24 protein-coding genes, 1 tRNA gene and 1 pseudogene are annotated in these 22,565 nt (G+C 46.7%); 19 read left to right on the top strand and 7 right to left on the bottom strand.

Annotation, left to right across the window (positions count from 1 at the left end; translation table 11 throughout):
- The first annotated feature begins 38 nt into the window (after positions 1-38).
- Complete coding sequence (yunB, locus tag IEX81_RS08445; RefSeq protein WP_188802642.1) at positions 39-866, top strand: sporulation protein YunB; 828 nt, start codon at positions 39-41, stop codon at positions 864-866.
- A gap of 35 nt (positions 867-901) precedes the next feature.
- On the opposite strand, the gene IEX81_RS08440 is transcribed toward yunB, so the two are convergent.
- The gene (locus IEX81_RS08440) at positions 902-1,894 is read right to left on the bottom strand and encodes a M23 family metallopeptidase (RefSeq protein ID WP_188802641.1); all 993 of its coding nucleotides are present in this window, start codon (positions 1,892-1,894) and stop codon (positions 902-904) included.
- Between the two features lie 227 nt (positions 1,895-2,121).
- Between IEX81_RS08440 and IEX81_RS08435 the strand changes: the two genes are divergently transcribed.
- The 7 genes from IEX81_RS08435 to IEX81_RS08405 all read left to right on the top strand — a co-directional run bounded on the left by IEX81_RS08435 (position 2,122) and on the right by IEX81_RS08405 (position 8,008).
- Positions 2,122-2,418, top strand: a complete 297-nt coding sequence (locus tag IEX81_RS08435; RefSeq protein ID WP_188802640.1) for a YutD family protein — start codon at positions 2,122-2,124, stop codon at positions 2,416-2,418.
- A 340-nt stretch (positions 2,419-2,758) separates the two neighbouring features.
- Positions 2,759-3,205 (top strand): type VII toxin-antitoxin system HepT family RNase toxin, encoded by a 447-nt coding sequence (hepT, locus tag IEX81_RS08430; protein ID WP_188802639.1) that lies wholly within the window; start codon positions 2,759-2,761, stop codon positions 3,203-3,205.
- 29 nt (positions 3,206-3,234) lie between these two features.
- On the top strand, positions 3,235-4,005 hold the full coding sequence (locus tag IEX81_RS08425) for a TIGR01457 family HAD-type hydrolase (protein WP_188802638.1): 771 nt from the start codon (positions 3,235-3,237) through the stop codon (positions 4,003-4,005).
- Positions 4,006-4,279: 274 nt separating this feature from the next.
- Positions 4,280-5,092, top strand: a complete 813-nt coding sequence (gene ku / locus IEX81_RS08420) for a non-homologous end joining protein Ku (protein WP_188802637.1) — start codon at positions 4,280-4,282, stop codon at positions 5,090-5,092.
- A gap of 2 nt (positions 5,093-5,094) precedes the next feature.
- Positions 5,095-6,063 (top strand): ATP-dependent DNA ligase, encoded by a 969-nt coding sequence (locus tag IEX81_RS08415; RefSeq protein ID WP_308424071.1) that lies wholly within the window; start codon positions 5,095-5,097, stop codon positions 6,061-6,063.
- Entirely contained in the window at positions 6,047-6,952 is a 906-nt protein-coding gene (ligD, locus tag IEX81_RS08410) for a non-homologous end-joining DNA ligase (protein ID WP_229727528.1), read from the top strand. The genes IEX81_RS08415 and ligD overlap by 17 nt, the downstream gene beginning before the upstream one ends.
- An 84-nt stretch (positions 6,953-7,036) precedes the next feature.
- Entirely contained in the window at positions 7,037-8,008 is a 972-nt protein-coding gene (locus IEX81_RS08405) for a YutH/CotS family kinase-like spore coat protein (RefSeq protein WP_188802636.1), read from the top strand.
- A 108-nt stretch (positions 8,009-8,116) separates the two neighbouring features.
- Here IEX81_RS08405 and IEX81_RS08400 read toward each other — a convergent pair.
- Positions 8,117-8,329: pseudogene (locus tag IEX81_RS08400) on the bottom strand (NifU family protein); the annotation flags it as partial.
- Between the two features lie 234 nt (positions 8,330-8,563).
- Between IEX81_RS08400 and IEX81_RS08395 the strand changes: the two are divergent.
- The 7 genes from IEX81_RS08395 to IEX81_RS08365 all read left to right on the top strand — a co-directional run bounded on the left by IEX81_RS08395 (position 8,564) and on the right by IEX81_RS08365 (position 13,684).
- Positions 8,564-8,884, top strand: coding sequence for a DUF1462 family protein (locus tag IEX81_RS08395; protein ID WP_188802635.1), 321 nt, complete (start codon positions 8,564-8,566; stop codon positions 8,882-8,884).
- Between the two features lie 35 nt (positions 8,885-8,919).
- A complete protein-coding gene (locus tag IEX81_RS08390; protein ID WP_188802634.1) occupies positions 8,920-9,159 on the top strand; it encodes a DUF1450 domain-containing protein in 240 nt (79 codons plus the stop codon).
- Positions 9,160-9,298: 139 nt separating this feature from the next.
- Positions 9,299-9,529: a hypothetical protein gene (locus IEX81_RS08385; protein ID WP_188802633.1), complete on the top strand. Its 231-nt coding sequence runs from the start codon at positions 9,299-9,301 to the stop codon at positions 9,527-9,529.
- Positions 9,530-9,580: 51 nt separating this feature from the next.
- Positions 9,581-10,453: a diaminopimelate epimerase gene (gene dapF / locus IEX81_RS08380; protein WP_229727546.1), complete on the top strand. Its 873-nt coding sequence runs from the start codon at positions 9,581-9,583 to the stop codon at positions 10,451-10,453.
- A 57-nt stretch (positions 10,454-10,510) separates the two neighbouring features.
- The gene (locus IEX81_RS08375; RefSeq protein WP_188802631.1) at positions 10,511-10,876 is read left to right on the top strand and encodes a HesB/IscA family protein; all 366 of its coding nucleotides are present in this window, start codon (positions 10,511-10,513) and stop codon (positions 10,874-10,876) included.
- A gap of 301 nt (positions 10,877-11,177) precedes the next feature.
- Positions 11,178-12,020 (top strand): DNA/RNA non-specific endonuclease, encoded by an 843-nt coding sequence (locus IEX81_RS08370; RefSeq protein ID WP_229727527.1) that lies wholly within the window; start codon positions 11,178-11,180, stop codon positions 12,018-12,020.
- 446 nt (positions 12,021-12,466) lie between these two features.
- On the top strand, positions 12,467-13,684 hold the full coding sequence (locus IEX81_RS08365; RefSeq protein ID WP_188802630.1) for an NAD(P)/FAD-dependent oxidoreductase: 1,218 nt from the start codon (positions 12,467-12,469) through the stop codon (positions 13,682-13,684).
- A 153-nt stretch (positions 13,685-13,837) separates the two neighbouring features.
- Here IEX81_RS08365 and IEX81_RS08360 read toward each other — a convergent pair whose 3' ends face one another.
- Entirely contained in the window at positions 13,838-14,206 is a 369-nt protein-coding gene (locus tag IEX81_RS08360) for a helix-turn-helix domain-containing protein (RefSeq protein WP_188802629.1), read from the bottom strand.
- Positions 14,207-14,387: 181 nt separating this feature from the next.
- On the opposite strand from IEX81_RS08360, the gene IEX81_RS08355 reads away from it, so the two are divergent.
- Positions 14,388-14,606, top strand: coding sequence for a helix-turn-helix domain-containing protein (locus tag IEX81_RS08355; protein ID WP_188802628.1), 219 nt, complete (start codon positions 14,388-14,390; stop codon positions 14,604-14,606).
- Positions 14,607-14,801: 195 nt separating this feature from the next.
- On the top strand, positions 14,802-16,688 hold the full coding sequence (gene asnB / locus IEX81_RS08350; protein ID WP_188802627.1) for an asparagine synthase (glutamine-hydrolyzing): 1,887 nt from the start codon (positions 14,802-14,804) through the stop codon (positions 16,686-16,688).
- Positions 16,689-16,797: 109 nt separating this feature from the next.
- Here asnB and IEX81_RS08345 read toward each other — a convergent pair whose 3' ends face one another.
- Positions 16,798-17,028, bottom strand: coding sequence for a DUF378 domain-containing protein (locus tag IEX81_RS08345; protein WP_188802626.1), 231 nt, complete (start codon positions 17,026-17,028; stop codon positions 16,798-16,800).
- Between the two features lie 246 nt (positions 17,029-17,274).
- On the opposite strand from IEX81_RS08345, the gene IEX81_RS08340 reads away from it, so the two are divergent.
- Positions 17,275-18,630: a glucose-6-phosphate isomerase gene (locus IEX81_RS08340; RefSeq protein ID WP_188802625.1), complete on the top strand. Its 1,356-nt coding sequence runs from the start codon at positions 17,275-17,277 to the stop codon at positions 18,628-18,630.
- A 213-nt stretch (positions 18,631-18,843) separates the two neighbouring features.
- On the top strand, positions 18,844-19,140 hold the full coding sequence (locus IEX81_RS08335) for a YggT family protein (RefSeq protein WP_229727526.1): 297 nt from the start codon (positions 18,844-18,846) through the stop codon (positions 19,138-19,140).
- Positions 19,141-20,245: 1,105 nt separating this feature from the next.
- Here IEX81_RS08335 and IEX81_RS08330 read toward each other — a convergent pair.
- The 3 genes from IEX81_RS08330 to IEX81_RS08320 all read right to left on the bottom strand — a co-directional run bounded on the left by IEX81_RS08330 (position 20,246) and on the right by IEX81_RS08320 (position 22,424).
- Entirely contained in the window at positions 20,246-21,028 is a 783-nt protein-coding gene (locus tag IEX81_RS08330; protein WP_188802624.1) for a helix-turn-helix domain-containing protein, read from the bottom strand.
- 335 nt (positions 21,029-21,363) lie between these two features.
- Positions 21,364-22,230 carry an alpha/beta fold hydrolase gene (locus IEX81_RS08325; RefSeq protein ID WP_188802623.1) on the bottom strand — a complete coding sequence of 289 codons (867 nt, stop codon included), beginning with the start codon at positions 22,228-22,230 and terminating at the stop codon, positions 21,364-21,366.
- A 121-nt stretch (positions 22,231-22,351) separates the two neighbouring features.
- Positions 22,352-22,424 (bottom strand) — tRNA-Ala (locus IEX81_RS08320).
- Positions 22,425-22,565 lie beyond the last annotated feature (141 nt).

Raw genomic sequence — 22,565 nt, 5'->3', positions numbered from 1 at the left:
TCCCGCTCAGCATATAGATGAGGTGAAGGGGGTTTGTCATGTTTAAGCCCAGCAGACGATACACAAGAAGAACGATGCCGCTCAGGAAGGTATTTTTCCTGTCCCTGCTTATTTTTATTCTGTTTACTTGGGCGGGAATCTGGATTGTGAACGATCAGATGAAACCGGCGGTGATGAATATCGCCGTGTCCCAGGCTGAACAACTGGGCAATTACGCGATCAACTACGGCGTCGGAGAGAACGTGCTGGCCAATATCCAGAAAAACACCGATCCGAATCAGCTCCCGAATATGGACACGAATAAGTTAATTGTGACGCACAGGAATGCCCAGAACGAGGTCAGCGATTATGAATTGAATTCCGCTGAAGCAAACCGGATCAGGGGCGTCATATCCGATCGGATTTTATGGTTTCTCCGAATGGCCGAAAAAGGGAAAATTACAATGACTAACGGACCGGCTCAGGATCTTCAGTACGTACAAAACAGTGGAGGAACAGGCATGATCGCCAATATTCCGCTTGGTCAGATCTTAAACAATGCCCTGCTCAGCAATTACGGTCCGCGTATTCCTGTTGAAATGGATGTGGTTAGCAATGTAGCAACAGACATCCAGTGGGATTACAAAAATGTCGGTATAAATAATATTATTTTCGTCATTTACCTGAATGTCAATGTCAAAGTCAATGTCATCGTCCCGTTTGCGATGCAGACAGCGACCATTAATCAGCATATTCCGATCGGGTCGAAAGTACTTCCCCAGGGCGTGCCTTACTATTATAGTTCAGGCGGAAGCGGGTCATCGCCGGCTCTTCCAATCAATCCGATACCGGGTTCGGCGCCTAAAGGCCAGACAACTAATAATTGACGCGGGCCGAGGAAAGCCAGGGTCAACCGTGTCTGTCAATGTTTTGCGGCTTTTTCCTGTTTCTCCCATACCCGGAGGACAGGATAGGGGTCAAAGGAAAATTCCGTACGTCCGTTATCGCGATAGATGCCGTAATGAAGATGCGGGGGAAATTTGCCTTGCGTCCCCTTCGGACCATAACCCGAACTTCCAACGTAGCCGATCTCCTGTCCCGGCTTTGTGATCGATCCTTTGCGGATATGCGGCGCGTAGCCGTTCAGGTGGGCAAAATAATGATAATTTCCCTGAATGTCGCGGATACCCAGCCGCCAGCCGCCATATTTGTTCCAACCGATCATCTCGACAATGCCGTAGGCCGTCGCGCGGACCGGCGTTCCATAATTGGCGAACAGATCCGTACCCTCATGAATGCGCAGTCCGCCCCAGCCGCGGCGTTCGCCCCAGGTCGATTTATAATCGTAATTAGACCGAAGGGGAAGCGGGAAGGCGTGGCTGTATAGATCCGTAGAATTGAACGCTTCAAACAGGCGCGCGTAATCTTCGATCAGGTCCACGGCTTTGCCTCTTCGGTAAATATCCCAGATGGCAATCCTGTAATTTTGTTCACCCGGACCGAATTCGGCAATCCGCTCCGCAAAAGCGAACAGGCGGTCTTCCGGATTCTCCAGACTGGCTTTTCCATCGCCGTTCCCATCTTTTCCCGCGCCGCCAAAGAAAGCGATGGTTTTCGGATCATCATCGTTTTCGTCCGGATTGAGAAGGCCGGTCCATGCTTTTTTGCTGAAGTTCAGGCTGATAAGCGGAATGTCCGTCTTGCCGGATCGCTTAAACGAGGCAATATTGCGCGCGTACTGATCACATCCGGCGATCACACTCCACGGGACTCCGGTCAACGCGGACGTTTTAAGATAAAGGGATTTCCGTTCCGCATAAACCGCCTTCTCTGTAAGCGTTTTTCCTGAAGCAAAGTCCGACGACAGAATAAAAAGTAAAACGATGCAGCTTGCAATCCGTGAAAAATAAATCATGTTAGATGACGGTCCTCTCTTTTACAATTAGAAGTAAAGCGAATTCCGAACAACTGCAGAACCAAGATCTCGTTCTCCGGATTTCGCCGGATCTGTTATAATAAATTTGCAGGCTCGCTTCCATTCCGTTTTGCCTGGGTCTGTCCCGAATACCAATCAAGCAGGCACACCCGAAGCGCCTCGGAAAGGATCTGTCCGGCTTCATCGAGATTAAGGAGGGTTATCTGTTGAGCAATGTGACTGTCGCCGTCGATCACCACCGTTACGAAGTCATTGAAAACGTACGCAACGGTTGGAATGAGGAAGCATTCTACAAGCGATACAGCGACATACTGAATAAATTCGACTATATCGTCGGAGACTGGGGCTACCAGCAGCTTCGGCTCAGGGGATTCTATGACGATCAGAATCAAAAGTCGACATTTGACACGAAAATCAGCACGCTGGTGGATTATCTGGTCGAATACTGCAGCTTCGGCTGCGCTTATTTTGTGCTGAAAAAAGTGACAAACAGCCGTGACTGAGCGGGTTACGGACGGAACTGTTTCTCAGGTTTTTCAAAAAACAGTCTGCCGCCTTCCGACGCCCGCCGGTAACGCCGGTTTTTCCGGTACCATAAGCCCCTTCGGGAAATTCTTCGGACACGGATGGATTGCGGCTTTTTTCAGCAATGTGAATATTTGAACGCAATGGTTTTCGCAAACGGTCCATTTCTTTGTACCTCCTTTCCGGTATTCTGTGCAGAAAACATTCAATTGATGAGTGAATCCGGAAAGATCCCAGACGGCATGACATACGGCACTGCCAATTGGCTTCCTGATGAAACTTGGAGAATTTTACTATTTGATTAAAGAGGGGAACGTCATGTATTTTGTAGATCGTCGCAAGATCGGCAGAACATTGAACTATATGGATTCACTTTTGGATCTTTTCGAAAGGGATGGCTGGGATTCTCCAACCGCGCATCTCGCACTGGAACGCCTGGCTCAGATTCTGATCGAATCCATGATCGACGTCGGCAATCAAATGATCGACGGCTTTATCATGCGCGATCCGGGCGGGTATGAAGATGTTATCGATATTCTGGAGGACGAATCGGTGCTGCCCTCGGAGGACGCATCCGCCATCAGGGAGGTCGTGCGGCTCCGCAAAATGCTTGTACAGGAGTACACAGCCGTTGATCACGAGAAAGTGCGCCGTATGTTAACAGAGCGTCTCGTTCCTCTGAAACGGTTTTCTGCACATATCACGGAATATCTGGAGAACGAGCTTGGGCCGGTGTCGGCTTTTTCACCTGACACCGGCAAGTAAAAGAGTATCGTCAGGCTGGAGGTTTATTGATGGAAAGGAAGATATATGAAGGGTTTTTGCTTGATCTCGACGGCACGGTTTACCGCGGAAAGGAAAAAATTCCCGAAGCGGTGGAATTTGTCAAGGAACTAAAAAAAAGAGAGTGCCCTTATTTATTTGTGACAAACAATTCAACGCGCACGAAGGAAACGGTGGCGGACCAGCTCAGCGGCTTCGGCATTCCGTGCACTCCTGACGATGTACTGACAACAAGTATGGCGACAGCCCGTTACATAAAGAACCAGAAACAGGACGCGACCGTTTATTACATCGGAGAGCGCGGACTGAAACAGGCCATGGAAGCAGAGGGTCTTCAATATGAGGAAAGCGATCCCGATTACGTTGCATTTGGGATGGACCGGCAGATCACCTACGAAAAATATGCGAAGGCCTGCCTTGCCGTACGCCGGGGGGCCGGGTTTGTGTCAACGAATCCCGATGCCGCTCTGCCGACAGAATACGGCCTGGTTCCGGGAAACGGCTCCCTGACATCGGTCATCAGCGTCTCAACAGGTGTTCAGCCGGTTTTTATCGGCAAGCCGGAACCGATCATTATCGAACAGGCACTCAGAAAACTTGGAACGGCGAAGGACCGGACACTTCTGATCGGCGATAACTACGACACCGACATTATGGCGGGAATCCGTGCCGATATGGACACGCTGATTGTACTGACCGGAGTCACATCGGAACAGGCTCTGGAAACAAAAACCGTTCAGCCTACGTACACGCTTCGCTCATTGAGTGAATGGGTTTTCTGACGTTTCATTGGCTTTTCATTGAAAAATATTTTTTTGTGCAAAAATTCCTTTTTGAGTAGAGAAGGAGTTTTTTTTACACTATAGGAAAGTATAAAAATTTTAAGGATTATGGTGTAAGGGATCGAACAGATCGCCGCGTCCTGCGGCACGTTCGGCATTAGGCCGTCCTGGCCCCCGCAACTAAGGCTCAGCCTGCGTGCGCGAGGGATTGGCTTCGCCAAGTCTTCTAATACATTTTTCTTTTTTTGCGCAACTTATCCGGAGAGGTGATTTTATGCGCACAATGTGGAAAGGAAGCATCCAGTTCGGACTGGTCTACATCCCGATCAAGCTCTACACGGCGACAGAAGATAAAGATATCAAACTCCGCATGCTGCACAAGGACTGCATGGCACCAATCAATTACACAAGGACGTGCTCGAAATGCGGCAAGGAAGTCAGCTACGAGAATATTGTTAAGGGTTACGAGTATTCGCCTGAACAGTTTGTCGCCGTAAGCGAAGAAGAACTCAGTCATTTGCAGGAAGATAGTGACAAAAGCATTGAAATCATCAATTTTGTGAATCTCAGTGAAATCGATCCGATATTCTATGAAAAGTCTTACTACATCGGTCCGGACGGCGGAAACGGACTTAAGGCTTATTCTCTCCTTCGCCAAGCGATCGGCGACTCGGCCAAAATCGGAATCGCCAACATCATCATTCGGTCGAAACAGCATCTCGCCGCGATCCGAAGCCATGGGAACGGGATGATCCTTGAAACCTTGTACTATCCGGATGAGGTCAGGAGCATAGAAGAAGTTCCGGAAATTGGGAATGTTGCCGGCGAAAATGTACAGAAAGAGCTCGATATGGCGACGCAGCTGATTGATCAGCTCGCGACTGAATTCCAGCCGGAGAACTATAAAGATGAATATCGTCTGAAGCTTGAAAATCTGATTCAGAATAAAATCGCCGGCATCAAACCAGAGCAGAAAAAAGGGGTTCCTCAGCCGAAGAACGTCGTCGATCTGCTCTCCGCCCTGGAGGCGAGTGTCAAAGAAACCCGACCGAAAAAGAGAACGGCAAGACGGAAAAAGACGGTATAAAGATGCGGAAACTGGATCCTGTTGTGCCGTTTGAACCGGTCCGCACCGAGGTGATCCCCGACGGAATTGAGTGGGTCCATCAGATCAAGTGGGATGGCGTCCGGGTTCTCTCCTATTTAGATAGAGAGGGAATCCGTCTTTTTAACCGGAAGAAGAATGAGCGGACAGCAGTTTTTCCGGAACTCGCAGACGTCAGAACGAGCGCGGCTGCCGAATCGTTCATATTGGACGGGGAGGTCATCGCTCTTGATCAGGAAGGCAGGCCTTCTTTTCATGAAGTTATGAGGCGGGATGGAATCGGGCGGCCGGATCGTGTCAAAACGGCTATGAAAAATGTTCCGGTGTACTATATGATTTTTGATCTCATTTATCTCAACGGAGAATGGCTGAACGACCGGCCGCTTAACGAAAGACTTGATCTGCTCGGCGGAATCGTCACGCCATCCGACAGAATTCAGCTGACCCCAATACATCAAGACGGAACAGCTTTATTTCAAACGGTAAAGAAGCTTGGTCTGGAAGGAATCGTTTCTAAAAATACCAGGAGCCGATATATTGTCAACGGACAAAATTCGGACTGGAGGAAGATCAAAAATTACAAAGATCTGATCGCCGTTATCGGAGGCGTTACTTATCGTTCGGGCATCGTTCATTCTGTACTGCTGGGACTTTATGACCGTTTGAACCGGTTGATTTATATCGGGCACTGCGGAACGGGCAAACTGACGGCAGCGGAGTGGCGGGCATTCAGCGCGTTTATCGTTCCGCTGGAAACGGACAGCATGCCCTTCGCGATTCGGCCGGCGGACTCAAAGGGAGTCCGCTGGCTGAAACCCTGGCTAACGGCAAAGGTACACTATATCGATTGGCGTGCCGGGCACTCTCTGAGACAACCGAGCATTCAGGCATTTGTCAATCAGGATCCGGAAAAATGCAGGATAAAGGAGGATGATCATGGAAACTTTGCATAAGATGCTTGCGTGTCACGATGTCGGGATTACGCACCCGGATAAAGTCATTTGGAAACAACCGGGGATCAACAAGGCTCAGTTCATTTCCTACCTGACCGAGGTTTCCCGGTTCATGCTCCCCTTTTTAGAAAACAGAGCTTTAACAACGATCCGATTTCCACACGGGGTTCCTGGAGAGTCATTCTTTCAGAAGAACTGCCCGGACTATGCACCTGAATTTATTCAGACAGCGGTTATAGGGGATAATCATTTTATTGTTTGCAACGATCTTTCGACATTGACCTGGCTGGGAAACCAACTGGCCATCGAATACCACGTTCCGTTTCAAACCATTGATTCAGACCTGCCGCTGGAAATCGTCTTTGATCTGGATCCGGCCGACCGCTCAGATTTTCCTCTGGCAATCAAGGCGGCATTAGAGATTAGAAAAATTCTCGACCGTCTGAAAATCACTGGTTATCCGAAACTTTCCGGGAGCAGGGGTCTGCAGATTCATATCCCGCTTGCCGGAAGCCTGCTGACCTATCCGGACACACGGATTTTCACTTCATTTATTGCCCGTCTTCTAATTGAAAAATTTCCGGATGATTTCACGGTCGAAAGGCTGAAAAAGGATCGGGGGAACCGTCTTTACATTGATTACGTCCAGCATGCGCCAGGGAAAACCATCATTTGTCCTTATTCCCCGCGCGGAAAAGAAGGGGCGACGGTTGCGGCACCGCTTCGCTGGGAAGAAGTGAATGAAACCCTCAGAATGGATCAATATACGATTCCTTTTGTCCTTCAGCGGATATCGGAAGGCCAATGTCCGATGCAGGACTTTTTCAAACAAGAAAACCGTTCATTGCCGGCCATCGTCTCCTCTCTTAAGAAACAGATTCCCCGATAATCTTTTCTTTTTGTCAGCCCTGTATTGAATCCGCGTACCCCCGCATAGATTGTAAGAAAAAGACGCGTAAAGGGGTGCGTGCGTTTGACTGGGACGGATTGGCAGGCTGTTGCCGGCAGGGAGTATCGGCTGCAGAAAGAAGATACGGCTCATGCCCGCTTTTTTTTTCAGCCGCTGCATCACTTTTATCACCGTAATCTGGAAGTGCTGGCCGATATGGCGGATTATATGGCGCTCAGGATGGGCGTGCCGGTCTGCAGGATGTTTAGAAACCGCGAAAATCAGTACGTCACGAAAGTGGGCGGCGTTCCCTCGGTTCTGATGTCGCTGCCTGACGAGAAAAGATATCCGTCTTTGTCAATCGGTGCGGCGCTCGCGGAGTTTCATCGCCGGACTGCCCTTCAGGATATTCAATACTTTCCGGAGTCGCCGGTCGGCGGCAGAGTATCCGAGTGGATAAACAGAATGGATGCGCTCGGGAAAAAATACGCGGAGATTCAGGGGAAGGAGCACGCTGATTTCTTTGAACAGAGTTTTCTGGCAAGTTTTCCCTATTTCACGGGATGTGCGGAAAATGCGATTCAGCTCAGTGTCGATACGTTCATTGATCATACCGATCAGGAAGCGGCGGTGATTGGACATTTTCGTTTTTCAGGACTCGAATCACTCTATCCGGAAAATCCGGCGTTTTGGGTTGCCGACGACCGCTCGCGGGATCTGGCCGAATGGCTCCGTATACTGGCGTGGACGAGAAGCGGCGCGGATCAGGAAGCGGCTGCAGAACGTTTTCTTGACGATTATGAAGCCCATTTTCCGCTGACGGATCAGCTGACTGCCAATCTGTTCGGCAGATTGCTTTTCCCGCTTTCCTTCCTGGAGTGCTGTGAACGGTATTTCTCCGGATCTGATCAGCAAGACCGGCAGCTTCTGGAGGAGACAATCCGGGCCAACGAAGAGAAGGCCGGAGCATGCGAATCAATGCTTACTTATTTAACAAAGAGGTATGCGCATCGTTTTGAGGCTCCCGAATGGCTTGCCGCAGGCGGGGCGCGGTAAGTTCACAGATTGCGCAATGAGCGTTCTTTTGTCAAACAGACCCCTTAGTAAAAAAGCAATAAAAAACCGCTCGCCGTCAAGCGAAGCGGTAGATCATTTATCAGTTGATTAAAAAACCTGTTCAAGTTCACGTACTCCGGGGACGTTTTCAACCAAAGCACGTTCAATTCCGGCTTTCAGTGTCAGCGTCGAACTCGGGCAATTGCCGCATGCCCCCATCAGCCGAACACGGACGATACCATCTTCCACATCAAGCAATTCGACATCCCCGCCGTCACGCAGCAAAAAAGGACGAAGCTTCTCAAGAACTTCCTCGACTTGGTCGTACAAACGAAACACTCCTTTCCCGTTGCTTTCTCTTGAATTATTATATCTGTTTTGCGGGGAAAAATCTATTCCGAAAGACCGATGCGCTTCTGCCGCATGATGGGAATTCCGGGTTAAGATTTTTTCGGCCTTTAAGATACGAAAAAGCCTGTGTTTCCTGATCGATGACACGGAGACGAACCCATGTTATAGTATGGATAAACCTGTGATTGGCGGGGTGAATATAAATTGGAACTGACTGTTTATGGGGCTGAGGCTGCCTGCACGAGCTGCATCCAGGCGCCATCCTCCAGGGCAACAGCCGAGTGGCTCGAAGCGGCGGTGACGCGAAAGTACGGGAACAAGGTGACCGTACGCTATGTCGATCTGGAGAATCCTGAAACTGAACGTGACCGACTGTACTGCGATAAGGTTTCTGCGGATGAATATTTTTATCCGCTTGTTGTGTCGGGAGATACGGTGCTCGGTGATGGATTTATTTCACTGAAACCGGTTTTCCATTTTCTTGATGAACATGGATTCGAGGATGTGAGTGAACGTCAGGTGTGAAACCTGACGGGAATGAAAATTGAGGCGCATATAAAATGATCGATCCGCAAATAAAGTTCTGCATCAGCAACCTCGCGTGGGGCTCCCAGAAAGCCTTTCGCTCGCTGGATAAAGATCCTAACCTTTCCGTCACTGAATATCCGTGCCTGAGGCACTGCGGACAGTGCGCAAGGCAGCTGTTCGCTGAAGTTGACGGCCGGGTTGTTACCGGAAGAACGGCCGATGAGCTGATCGAGAACGTGTATGACGATCTGGACGAACATTTTAAAGAGTAGAGCACGCGGCGGTCCGTTTCGGTTCGGATGCCCAAACAGCCTGATTTTAAAACATGACGAATTCGCGGTGCCGTGCTACAATTAGAAATCAAAAGCCGGATTTTGCGAAAGGTCTGTTTTAAAGAAGGAAGGGATTGCCGTGCTGGATTTTCACCACAGCTGGCCGTACGAACGCGTGATGAACGATATCTATTTTGAGGAATGCCCATTCTGTCATACGTCGCCTGTCATGATTTCGATCAAGAAAGAAGCGATAGCAGGGGCATTTGAAGGAATCAAGACACACATTATTATGCCGTGCTGTCATGAAAAAATTGTGATTGAAAGCATGGACAGCGATTATATCTGGGCGGCTCAGGCGCTCAGATAAAAAGAAGCCGGAGAGTGAACGACGTTGGACAGAACCTTTACCTTTACAAAAATGCATGGGCTCGGCAATTGCTACATTTATCTGGACGGGATCAGCCGGCCGCTCGATATCTCTTCGCCCGCCGAACTTTCCATTCGGGTCTCGGATCCTTATAAGGGAATTGGATCGGATGGACTGATCCTGATCCTGCCATCGACCCGGGCCGATGTGCGGATGAGAATATTCAATAAAGACGGTTCAGAGGCGAAAAATTGCGGAAACGGGCTGCGTTGTGTCGCAAAATATGCTTATGAACACGGGCTGGTGGATCGGAAACGTTTTACGATCGAAACGCTGTCCGGCAATAAACAGGCCGAAGTGCACCTCCGCGGTGAAAAAGTGGATCAAGTAACGGTCGATATGGGCGAGCCGATCCTAGAGCGCGGAAAAATTCCCGTGAGGGGCGGCGATCCCGGCAGCGAAGTCGTTCGCGAACCGCTGACTGTTGACGGCACAGAATACCGTTTTACTGCGGTGTCGATGGGCAATCCGCATGCCCTTTTCTTTGTGGAGGACGTTGACAAAGCGCCGATCAGGCGGCTTGGTGCCCTGCTCGCCGACACTTACCCCCTTTTTCCTGCCGGTGTCAATGTCGGATTTGTTCATCCGCTTTCCGATCATGAGGCGGACTACCGGGTCTGGGAACGGGGATCGGGCATCACCCAGGCTTGCGGGACCGGTGCCTGTGCCTCGGTTGTCGCCTCAATTCTTGAATTGCGGATCGCTAAAGACCGTCCGGTGACCGTCCATCTTGCAGGCGGAGATCTGACAATCGAATGGCAGTCCGTCTCTAATCATGTACTGATGACCGGAGAGGCCGAGACGATTTGTGAAGGCACGTTTTTTGCCCATGATCCGAATAGAGAATGCTCATCGACCGTTTAATTGTGATCATAATCACTTCACGTTATAATAAACTTAAAATGAAAGGAGTTGAGAAAGATGAAAATCACTCTGACTGAAGCTGCGAATTATCGTGTGAAAGAAATGATGAATGAAGAACCCGGAGAAAACCTGTTTCTTCGTGTCGGTGTCGGCGGGGGCGGATGTTCCGGCCTATCGTACGGCATGGGTTTTGACGATAAGATGATCGAAGGCGATCTGGCATTCGAAGAAAACGGTCTGAAAGTTGTAGTCGATAAGAACAGCGCGCCGCTGCTTAATGGCGTGACCATTGACTTTAAGCAGAATCTGTCGGGCGGCGGGTTTACGATAGACAATCCGAACGCTATCTCCACATGCGGCTGCGGACACTCCTTTAAGACCGCCGGAAATGAAGGCGAACCGGTTAAAGACTGCGGCTGCTGATTGGAAAGCGATAACGGGATGGACAATTGAGGGTTGCAAATAACAAGTGAATAAAAATGGTTTTACAAATGTCAATTTGATTCAAACTAATTAATAAATGTTAAGCCGCTGATTTTTTTTTCAAACCATCTTTTAGTGATCAATCATTGGGAGGTGGTTTTTGTTTTGTCAAAAAGAATACGACATAATCGAGTGAATCACGAAGCAATACTAAAACCGACCAATCGTTATATTGAGTTATGTGGTAAAATTAAAAGTCTACGGCTATAGAGTAGTAAGCAAGTGCAAAGGAGAAAGAGATTTGAAAAAGTTACTCGTCATTATCATCACATTAGTAGTAGTAATCGGCATTGGTATGGGAAAATTTAATATCAGCAGCTCCATTAACAAGGTCAAGAATGGGATACAGCAGACTGCATCGGTTTCTTCCTCGTCCCAGTCCAGTCAAGGATCATCAACCACAGATACTTCATCGTCTAATCTTGCGTCCCTAAACTATAAGCCTGGATCAAGCGCAGTTATAACCGTGAATAATGACAAGTCCACACTGAATCCGGCTGATTGGAAAGAAAACAAGGTGATTTATAGCAATTTGGATTCGTTGAACCGTACTTCTCAGCCGAACACGGCTTTTCTGGAGGCAAGAAACCTTGCCAATGACTCACTCAGGGTACGCCAGATCGTCAAACCGACAGGATGGCATCAAAAGTTTGTAAACCGCGAAGCGATCCTCAATCGTGGTCATCTGATCGCCTACTCACTGTCAAAGGGGATTGCTTACACGGGACAATATAATCCTAGCCTGCAATCGGGAGATCAGAATAATCCGAAAAATTTGTTTACGCAGACGGCTTTTTCCAATCAGGAAATTCAGACGATCTATGAAAGCAAAGTTCGCGACGCCTTGAAGCAGGGCAAAAAGGTCATCTATCAAGCACAGGCTATTTTCAATGGGAATGATTTGATGGCAAAGGGTGTTGAATTGCAAGCCATTTCAACGGATGAATCACTGAATTTCAACGTGTTCATTTTCAATGTTCAACCAGGCTTCCAATTTAATTATGCTGACGGAACATCAAAGGTAGATCAAAGCATGACAGTTCCTACACCGGCTGGCGCACCACATTTTAGCAATAGAAACTAAAATTATCATTTTTCATCATACAGTTAATGAACGTAAACCAGATACATTATAGGTATAAATTAAATTAGAAAATAGAAACGTCAAATTCTGTAATTTATAAGGAGCTTTATTTTACATAAATTGCCATTCGTTTATTTTATGGTAAGCGGAAAGAGACTGACCTTTTGGGACAGCCTCTTTTTTAACTCGACTTGACGTCTGTCAAGAACACTTTTCAAGGGGAAAAACACAATGAAAACGGAAACAAAAACGGGGAAAAGCTGTTTTTTTAAATAAATCTCCGGTTTTTACGATTTTTCAATGACATTCACTCGAGTCTTTTTATTATGCTTGAAATGTTAACAAAAAAGACATATTATTGGTTATGAGGAAGACGCATTCTGTTATTTGTGATTTAAATCTCAAATGATTTCAACTTAATCATATGGAAAAGGTGGCTGTGAATCATGGGTAAGCCAAAAATTTTAATCATTGGCGCGGGTTACGGCGGGATGATGACAACGGTTCGTCTCACAAAGGAACTTGGAGCGGACGATGCTGATATAACACTTGTGAATAAGCACAATTACCACTATCAGACAACGTGGCTTCACGAAGCGGCGGCGGGAACGATTCATCATGACCGGACGAGAATGCTGATCAAGAATGTAATCAATACGAACCGTGTAAACTTTGTTCAGGATTCGGTTCAATCCATCGATAAAGAAAACAAGAAGGTCATTTTGAAAAACGGGGAAATTCCTTATGACTACCTGGTGATTGGATTAGGCTTTGAATCCAATACGTTTGGAATCAAGGGCCTTGAAGAAAATGCCTTTGCCATCCGCAGCGTCAACACAGCGCGCAAAATTCGCGAACACATTGAATATAAGTTTGCCAGCTACAATAATGATCCGGATGCGAAGGAAAGCGATCTGACCATTGTCGTCGGCGGCGCAGGGCTGAGCGGTGTCGAATTCCTCGGCGAACTGGTGGACAGAATTCCCAAACTGTGCAAAGAGTATGACATCGACCCGGCCAAGATCAAGATTATTGACGTCGAAGGAACACCGCTTGTGCTCCCTCCCTTTGAACGCGATCTCGCGGAATATGCGCAGAAGTATCTCGAAGGAAAAGGTGTTGAATTCAAACTCAGCACATTTATTAAAGAAGCAACGCCGGGCGGTGTCAAAGTTCAGAAACAGGGAAGCGAACAACTGGAAGAAATTGAAGCAGGGACTGTTGTCTGGACAGGCGGCGTAAAGGCGAGCCATATTCCCGCCGATTCCGGTTTTGAAACCAACCGCGGGAAAATTCAGGTTACGGACGATCTTCGCGCGCCGGATGACGATCATGTTTTTGCCGTCGGGGATGTTGCGCTTGTTTTTCCGGCTGAAGGAGAACGCCCGTATCCGCCGACCGCCCAGATTGCGATTCAACAGGCCGAAACGGTTGCGAGAAACCTGAAACACCTGATTAAAGGAGAAGCAACTGAAAAGTTTGTGTACAAAGCGAAGGGCACGGTCGCCTCTCTGGGTGAAAAAGAGGCAATCGGCATCGTGTTTGATAAAAAACTGACCGGAAAACCTGCAGCCGCAATGAAAAAAGTCATTGATGACCGCTATTTGCTGATGCTCGGCGGCGTCGGTCTCCTGCTCCGAAAGGGTAAACTGAATCTGCTGTAATCGGGACAACCGGTGTCGAAAAAGAAGAGAAAAAGATCCGAAGTGGTGAAATGCACTTCGGATCTTTTTATTAATCCTGAAGAAAAAAGCCTTCATTCTTAAATTTGAAAATAATTTATTATTTTGGGCGGAATGGAAAACTTAATAGAAACGTTATTGTTTCCGGAGGATTTCCCAAATTTTCATCAGCTGAACCGTCTCCTCGGGATGATCCGGGAGTTCCTGAATGAAAGGGAAAAGTCCGGGTATCTGCCTGAGCCGCTCAATCAGCTGAACATCCTCACGGCTGAGGTAGGCCGATTGAGGTTCATGGATTGAGGATGTTCGTCCAAGAAGAAAATCCGTCGAGACATTCAGATAATCGGCGATCTGAACAAGCATATCAGGATCGGGTTTGCGGGCGCCGGATTCATAGCGGCTCAGCTGGACATTTGAAATTTTCAGTTGATCGGCCATTTCCACCTGTGATAGATTTTTTTCATCACGTAGGAAACGAATCCTGCTGCCCAGCGTGTTTCGCATTGAGGAACGTCCTCCCATTCAAAGACTTCATTATGGATTTGGTAAACACTAGAAATTTTAACATGTTCTCTTTTTTGCAGAAGATATATTGCCAAATAGGAAATATTCGCACGCTTTTCTAAAATTAAATGCTATAATTTGATTGATAATTTCCAAATGGGTAACGGAAGGATGAATGATCATGCTCACAGTCGATCTGCAAAAACTGAAAACATTGCGCAAGTCCCAAATGTCGCTGGATCAGATGTCTTCACACCTTGGATACCAAAGTCCGAACGGTTATTATTATCTGGAAACCGGAAGGAGTAAGATAACGGCAGAGACGCTCGCTAAGGTTGCGACCATTCTTAAGGTGCCGATTGAAGAATTTTTCGTTGAGAAGGACGAGGAGGATAGGTAACGGGTTTTTATCATGAATGGGTGATTTAAAGGCACTGCGATCAAAAAATTTTTGCCTGAAGAACATGAATCCGCTGCCAGTGCTATGAATTTGTCCAAGTGAATGATAAACTAAGTATCGTACTATTCGGGCTGATTGGAGCAGTGAAGGCTAATGCTCATCCAAGGTCAGCCAACTCTGAAAGGGGGCATTATGATGTGCGGATTTTGCGGCTATATAGCGAATGACAATGTACTGGAAACTGGACGGCATGAACAGAATGCGATGACTGAGCGAGCGGAGATTATCGAGCATCGCGGACCCGATGATGCCGGATATTATACCGACGATCAGATGCAGCTCGCATTTCGGAGACTGAGCATCATTGATCTTGCCGGCGGGCATCAGCCGCTGCCTTACGATAATGATCGCTACTACATCATTTATAATGGTGAAGTTTACAACTATGTGGAATTGAGGAACGAGCTGATTCAGAAGGGCTATACATTCAAGACGACCTCGGATACGGAAGTCATCGTTGCTTTGTATGCTGATCGCGGAACGGATTCCGTCAAATATTTGCGCGGTATGTTCGCCTTCCTGATCTGGGACAGGCAGGAGAAGACACTGTTCGGCGCGAGGGATATGTTTGGCATTAAGCCATTTTATTATATGGAAAAGAAAGACGGGGTTTTCTTCGCCTCTGAGAAAAAGAGCCTGCTTGTCGACGAAGAACCTCACCCCGTTTCGGAAAAAGCGTTGCAGTATTACATGACCTTCCAGTTTGTTCCGGAACCGTATACGCTCTCCAGCCAGATCAGACGGCTTGAACCGGGACACTATCTCCTTAAGAAAAACGGTGAATCGCTGCAGATTAAGCCCTATTGGAAGCCGACTTTCTCACCGGTGAAGCAGACACTGGATGAAGCACAGAAAAAAATTCAGGATGTGCTGGTTGACTCGGTCAAGATGCATATGAGAAGCGATGTTCCTGTCGGCGCGTTTTTGTCGAGCGGCATTGATTCCACCTGTATTGTTGCTCTGGCCAAACGTTTCAATCAGAATATCAAGACGTTTACCGTCGGTTTTAAGAGCAAAGGCTACAACGAAATAGATGTCGCAAGGGATTCTGCGGAGAAACTGGGCGTTGAAAACCACGCGATCGAAGTGACTCCGGAGATGTTCATGGAAGAGCTGCCGAGGATTGTCTGGCACATGGACGATCCGGTTGCCGATCCGGCCGCTATTCCGCTCTATTTCGTCGCAAAAGAAGCCAGAAAACATGTCAAGGTTGTTTTGTCAGGGGAAGGATCGGATGAACTGTTCGGAGGTTACACCATTTACCGCGAACCTCTCGCGCTCGACTGGTTTGATTCCGTTCCCGATTCCGCCAAGAAAATGCTCCATGCTTTTGCGGGCAGGCTTCCGTACGGAATGAAAGGACGCAGCTATTTGCTGCGCGGCACAACACCGCTGCTCGACCGTTATGTCGGGAACGCGTTTATGTTCAGTGAAAATGAAAAAAAATATGTGCTTAAAACTTTTTCAGAAGACTCGCCGTTTACGGATATTACGGGGCCGATTTATGAAGAGGCAGCCGGTTATAACAAAGTTGATCAGATGCAACTGATCGACATAGAAACCTGGCTTCGCGGTGATATTCTTGTCAAGGCCGATCGAATGACGATGGCTCACTCGCTTGAGCTTCGTGTTCCATTTCTGGATAAAGAAGTATTTGAAGTCGCCCGCTCTCTGCCCGTTTCATTGAAAACAGGAAACGGCACGACAAAATACGCCTTCCGTGAAGCGATGCGCGGTATTGTACCGGATTCCATTCTTTTCCGGAAGAAGCTTGGTTTCCCTGTGCCGACGCGTGTCTGGCTGAAGAATGAGCTCTATGACTGGACGAGAAAAATCATTCATGACAGCGGTACGGACCAGTTTATTAACAAATCCTACGCGCTGAAACTGCTTGACGACCACTGCAGCGGAAAACGGGATAACAGCAGGAAAATATGGACGATTTTAATGTTTATGCTCTGGCATCAGATCTATATTGAAAAAACAATAACCATTAACAAACAGCCTGTCTATCAGGCGTGAGAGAACAGAAAGCCGCGGAAAATCAGAAATGATTTTTTTCGCGGCTTTTTTTTTTCAGTTGAAAAGATCCCTCTGAGAAGGAGGGATCTTTTCGGGTGGCGTACTGTTTTCAGCGTATTTCCGGTTCCCGGCCGCGCTCAAGTTCTTCGCTGGGCTTGAACAGTATGGTCAGGCAATACAGCGCACAGAGACCGACAATACCAAAAATAATACGGGAAAGCGCGGTGTATGCGCCGCCGAAAATCACCGAAATGAGATCGAATCTAAAGAAGCCGATCAGTCCCCAGTTGATGCCTCCGATGATCAAAATCGTGAGACATGTTCTCTGCAAACCGCTCATGATATTTCCTCCTTTTTTATCCATGCAGAGTTAGCATGTCTTGATTAAAAAAAAATATTCATGTAAATTGCTGAAGATTGGTACAGAAAATTTCTCACTTTATTATTGAGAAAGAAAAAAAGTGACATTCGTGTGAAAACGATTCCAATTACATGCATGACCAACATTCCGACTTGAATTTATGAAGGGTGTCTTGTACAGTTAAGGAGGAATAACTTTTCGTTTCACATTGGAGGCAGAGAGCAAATGGCTAAGAAAGTTGCTTTTGATTACAGCAGTGCGCTTCCGTTTTTTTCGGAACACGAATTGGATTACTTATCGGCGGCCGTATCCGCGGCTCACAAGACGATTCATGAAAAAACAGGGGCAGGCAACGACTTTATCGGCTGGCTGGATCTTCCGACCGACTATGACAAAGAAGAATTCGCCCGCATTCAAAAGGCTGCCGAAAAGATTAAGAACGATTCGGATGTGCTGGTTGTCATCGGTATCGGCGGATCCTATCTCGGGGCACGTGCGGCAATTCAGACACTCAATCACTCGTTTTATAACGAGCTTCCTGAAAGCGATCGCAAAACACCGCAGATTTTCTTTGCAGGCAACAGCATCAGCCCAACTTATCTGGGTGAACTTTTTGATTTGCTGAAAGATAAGGATGTATCGGTCAACGTCATTTCCAAGTCCGGAACGACGACCGAACCGGCAATTGCTTTCCGGATATTCCGTGAATTTCTAGAAAAAAAATATGGCAAAGAGGAAGCGAAAGGCCGTATTTTTGCGACTACGGATAAAGCCAAGGGGGCGTTGAAGACTCTAGCCGACAAGGAAGGCTACGAATCCTTTGTCATTCCTGACGACGTCGGCGGACGTTTCTCGGTTCTGACTGCCGTCGGACTCCTGCCCATTGCGGTTTCCGGTATCGATATCGACCAGCTGATGGCCGGCGCCCGCGACGCGCAGAACGATTTCAGCGAGCCGGATCTAAGCAAGAATCCGGCCTACCAGTATGCGGCGGTCCGCAACATTCTTTACAGCAAAGGCAAAACTGTCGAGATGCTCGTTAATTTTGAACCGCATCTTCATTATTTTGCCGAATGGTGGAAGCAGCTGTTCGGTGAAAGCGAAGGCAAGGATTTTAAAGGTTTGTACCCTTCATCGGCTGATTTCAGCACAGATCTTCATTCGCTTGGCCAGTTTGTCCAGGAAGGCCGCAGAGTGATGTTCGAAACGGCTGTGCTCGTCGGGGAACCGCGCAGAAATATGACGATCAAAGCGGAAGAGGGGAATCTGGACAATCTGAATTACCTCGCCGACAAGACGATGGATTTCGTCAATAAAAAGGCTGCCGAGGGCGTACGTCTGGCACATACCGATGGACAGGTGCCTCAGCTTGTCGTCACGATTCCGGAACTGACGGCGTATCATTTCGGCTATCTGATTTATTTCTTCGAAAAAGCGGTTGCCGTCAGCGGCTATCTGCTCGGCGTCAATCCGTTCAACCAGCCGGGCGTCGAAGCCTATAAGAAGAATATGTTCGCGCTGCTCGGCAAACCGGGTTTTGAAAAGGAAAAAGAAGTTCTCGAAAAACGGCTCAATCACTGAGGATCGAATCCGGCGGCGTCATTTTTTGCCCAAGTGAAAAGAACAACAGTGTATCTATTTGAAAATTAAAGCGACAAAGATTTCAGGAAGAAGGCCTTACCGGTAGCGGCAAGGCCTTTTTTCCGTTTGACGGACGAACGTTAATCCCTTAACATGAATATCAGCGGATCAATGAGACATGTTTTATGCGCTCAAACGGAAGGGAAGAATTAAATGGTGAAAGGTAAAAATGCCGGAATGCTGCCGAAACTCGTCAGCATTCTCCTGACTTTTGTTCAAGTCATCATTGCTTTGGAAATACTGCTTCAATTTTTCGGAGCTAATGAAACACCGTTTGTCAGACTGCTGAACGGTCTGAGCCAGCCGATTCTTCAGCCGTTTCAGGGGATATTCCATCCGGTCGTTTTCAGCGGACACACGCTTGACCTCTCTGCGGTATTCGCCCTGATTGTCTACAGCGTTGTCGGGTTCGGCATTCAGAAAGTACTCGGCCTTTTACGGTTGAAGTAAGACAGAGGAGGATGGGGCGACGAAAATCAGGGAGAGACTTTCCGCTGCTTCAGGGGATGGGTGACGGCCGTCCTTGATTTTCGTTCAATACTCCGGATTAAGATGAATCAAATCGGAAAGACTTCTTAACCAGTTATGCCGGCCTAATGCCGAATACTCCGCAGGACGCGGCACTTATGTTCATCCACTTTTTTGAGATAAAGGTTCCCAACTCGTGGCTTTGCAAAATATGGACAAAACTGAAAAATTCAAAGGGCAAAGTCGCATCAATGCTTAACCCTTTGATTTTTTTCTGTCTCTTTGTTTTCCGCGTAGTAAGTGTGCATTGACAATAAAGTTGTTTAAAAATGAAGCCGTGAAGCCGCATTCCTATGCTGTAAAATTGTTCCATTACAAAATAAAGTTGTTTAAAATTGATAAATACAAATAAAGTTGTTTACTCAGAGCAGCTAAACAGCGTTCTTCCGTTTAATTAAGTCGTCATGTAAAAAAAATAGTTATATACTCATGTAGTCACCCCATGATTCAATCTAAGATTTCATGATAAAAAAGTCCTTTACTGCTTTATAATTATAGAAATGGTCTGTTGTGCAGTTGACGGACAATGCGCAACAGTTCGATCGAATTTAGAAAGCTGAACCCAATCAGGAGAAAGTCGAGCCAAAACGCGAAAAAGTCGAACCGAAATATTGAAAAGTAGTACCGAATCCGGCAAAAATCGAACCAAAAATGAGAAGTTGAACCGAAACGGGAAGAAGTCGAACCGAAATATTGAAAAGTAGAACCGAATCTGGCAAAAGTCGAACCGAAAATAAGAATTTGAACCGAAACGGGAAGAAGTCGAACCGAAATATTGAAAAGTAGAACCGAATCCGGCAAAAATCGAACCGAAATTCAAATTGGACCAAGCTGAGTCAACATGACAAAAAAGTTCAGCCATTATATATTGTCAGATCTTTACTTCACTCCTATCGATTTTATGAACAGTTCGTGTTTTACTGTGCAACACCAAAATGAAACAACTTTATTGTAATTTTTAAACGACTTTATTTGTAATTAAACAACTTTTTATTGTCATTCAACAGCAAGCTTTTCCCGGAGGTTGTCAGCGGAAGAATAGTGTCAGCCAGTCGAGAATCGGTTTCCAGAGACCCGGATACTCCTTTAGGATTAAGCTTCTGACCTGCTTTGCTGAAATGTCATCAAGACCTGTTTGCGAATGCGACACAATGGTTTCGATACCTCTTGCAGTGTGTCCAATAGCGATAGGTCCGTTTGCATAGCCGCCGATTGCTATATGAGAAGCAAACGCCGCTCCACCGACTGAGAACATTCCGATCGAAAGTCCGCCTAACGTTATAATGCCGATTGCCATACCGCCAACAGCGAGCGCGCCGATCGACAAACCGCCGATCGAAAGGAGCAGTCCCAATGCCGCTCCGGCGAGTCCGATCAGCCCGATCGATAATGCCCCGAGGCAAAGTCCCCCTAGTGCGACTCCTCCGATGGACAGAAGGCCGAGGGATATATTGCCGATGGCCAGAATTCCTTTTGCAGTATAGAATCCGAGACCAACATTGATGTGAACGAGGGGAAGTCCGAACAGCGATCTTTTGCTTTTATACTCATAATGAATGGACGGATAATATAATGCCGGGTTGTGTTCACGATAAGGCCCTGTTTCATTCGGCTGTTTCTCTTTAATCAGGCTGTCGATACTGACCTTGAACAAATCGCTGAGTGCGATTAATTTGTCCATGTCCGGATAGGATTGCCCTGACTCCCATTTTGATACGGCCTGTCTCGAAATACCGAGCATCTCGGCTAATTTTTCCTGAGACATGCCGTTCTGTTTTCTCAGTGTTTGCAGTTTTTCCTGAAAAGTCATGCTCATCACCTCGAATCAAGAATATTCATTTTCGGGATTGATGACTACCAAGCAAGGCTGTCAATTTGTCAACCAGTGGTTGCGGTTGCCTTTTAGGCGGTAGTTAATCAACGTTAAACTGTTTAAATTTAATCGATCAATTGATGCTTTTTTCTGTGACGGCTGATCATTTGCAGATAACGACCGATAAACGAACAGTAACGACTGATCATTTGCTGGCGACGACCGATAAAATGATGGTAACGACTGATAAATCATGTATGACGACCGATAAAATGATTGCACCCGGGGCAAACGCGGCTTCTTATATGAATACGACAGTTTATAGGACCTAGCTAGTCCAACAGAAAATCGACGATTTCTTCGCATAGTGCATTCATGGTACTTGGCGAAGGTAGATGCTTTCCATCAATAGTTTTTCTAATTTTTATATTGTGAAAGATTTTATCTGCCTTTGGAAAAACTCTATTTGCAGGAAAAAAGATGTCTTCATTTGATGCAATAATGAATAAAGGTGCTTTGAATCGTTCCATCTCTTTCGCTGAAAACTCTCTCGGGGCTCTCATTTCCATCTTATAATCGGTTAGCATAATGTGGAAAAAGTCGTACCAAACGGCATCTTCCTCTGTCAGCATGGGTTTAAACGCTTTTTTTAATCTTGAGTCTGTTGGTTTTATTGAATAGGTCATAAAAGGCAGCATTTGTTTCTGAACAATTGAAAAAATCGAACCGTGTGCAATACCCGATGGCACTAATAAAACAGCTTTTGCAATTTTCTCCGGTGCGACTTTAGCAAGAGTTAAAAGCATTGCTGAGCTGTATGAGCTGACAATAAATGGAATGCTACTGATATTTAACTTTTCCAACAATTCTTTTAGCCATATCCCGTAACTGTCATCTTTAGGGTTCATTCTTATTGGCTCGCTTTTTCCCGGAAAACCTATTACGTCCGGGGCATAGATACAGAAGTGTTCTAACAATGGCAAAAACAGCTTTAGGTTTAAGGGATTGATTCCATTGCCGCCATGTACTGTGAAAATAGAAGGTTTATCGGGAGAACCAACGATCAGCATATGGGTTTTCCCAAAAGATGTTTCTATGTATTGCTCGCTATAGGGTACTGCTAAATCTGCCAAAACCTTGTCATAAAATAAATGTATTTTCTTTTCTCTATCTGCACTCTTATATACATATTTATTCATACTTTCAAGTCTCCACAATAAGACATAAAATATGAAATATCAGCCGTAACTAAACCCAATATAACATAAAGCAAGAGCCGCCGCATCATTTCGATGCGACGGCTTTAAACAAACTATCTGATGGAGCATAGGGGGATCGAACCCCTGACCTCTGCCATGCGAAGGCAACGCTCTCCCAGCTGAGCTAATGCCCCAAAACGTAACTCTTAATTCGTCAACCTAAATATTTTAACAAAACATATTACAATCGTCAATAAGATAAGACAACTTGATTGAGTCAAGTCTTTGTAGGCAAATTTTTATCTGCCAGCGTGTACCCAATAGTGTAAACGAAT

This window comes from Sporolactobacillus putidus (assembly GCF_014647035.1).
In the GTDB taxonomy this organism is placed as follows: domain Bacteria; phylum Bacillota; class Bacilli; order Bacillales; family Sporolactobacillaceae; genus Sporolactobacillus; species Sporolactobacillus putidus.
This window is presented reverse-complemented; position numbering and strand designations above follow the sequence as displayed.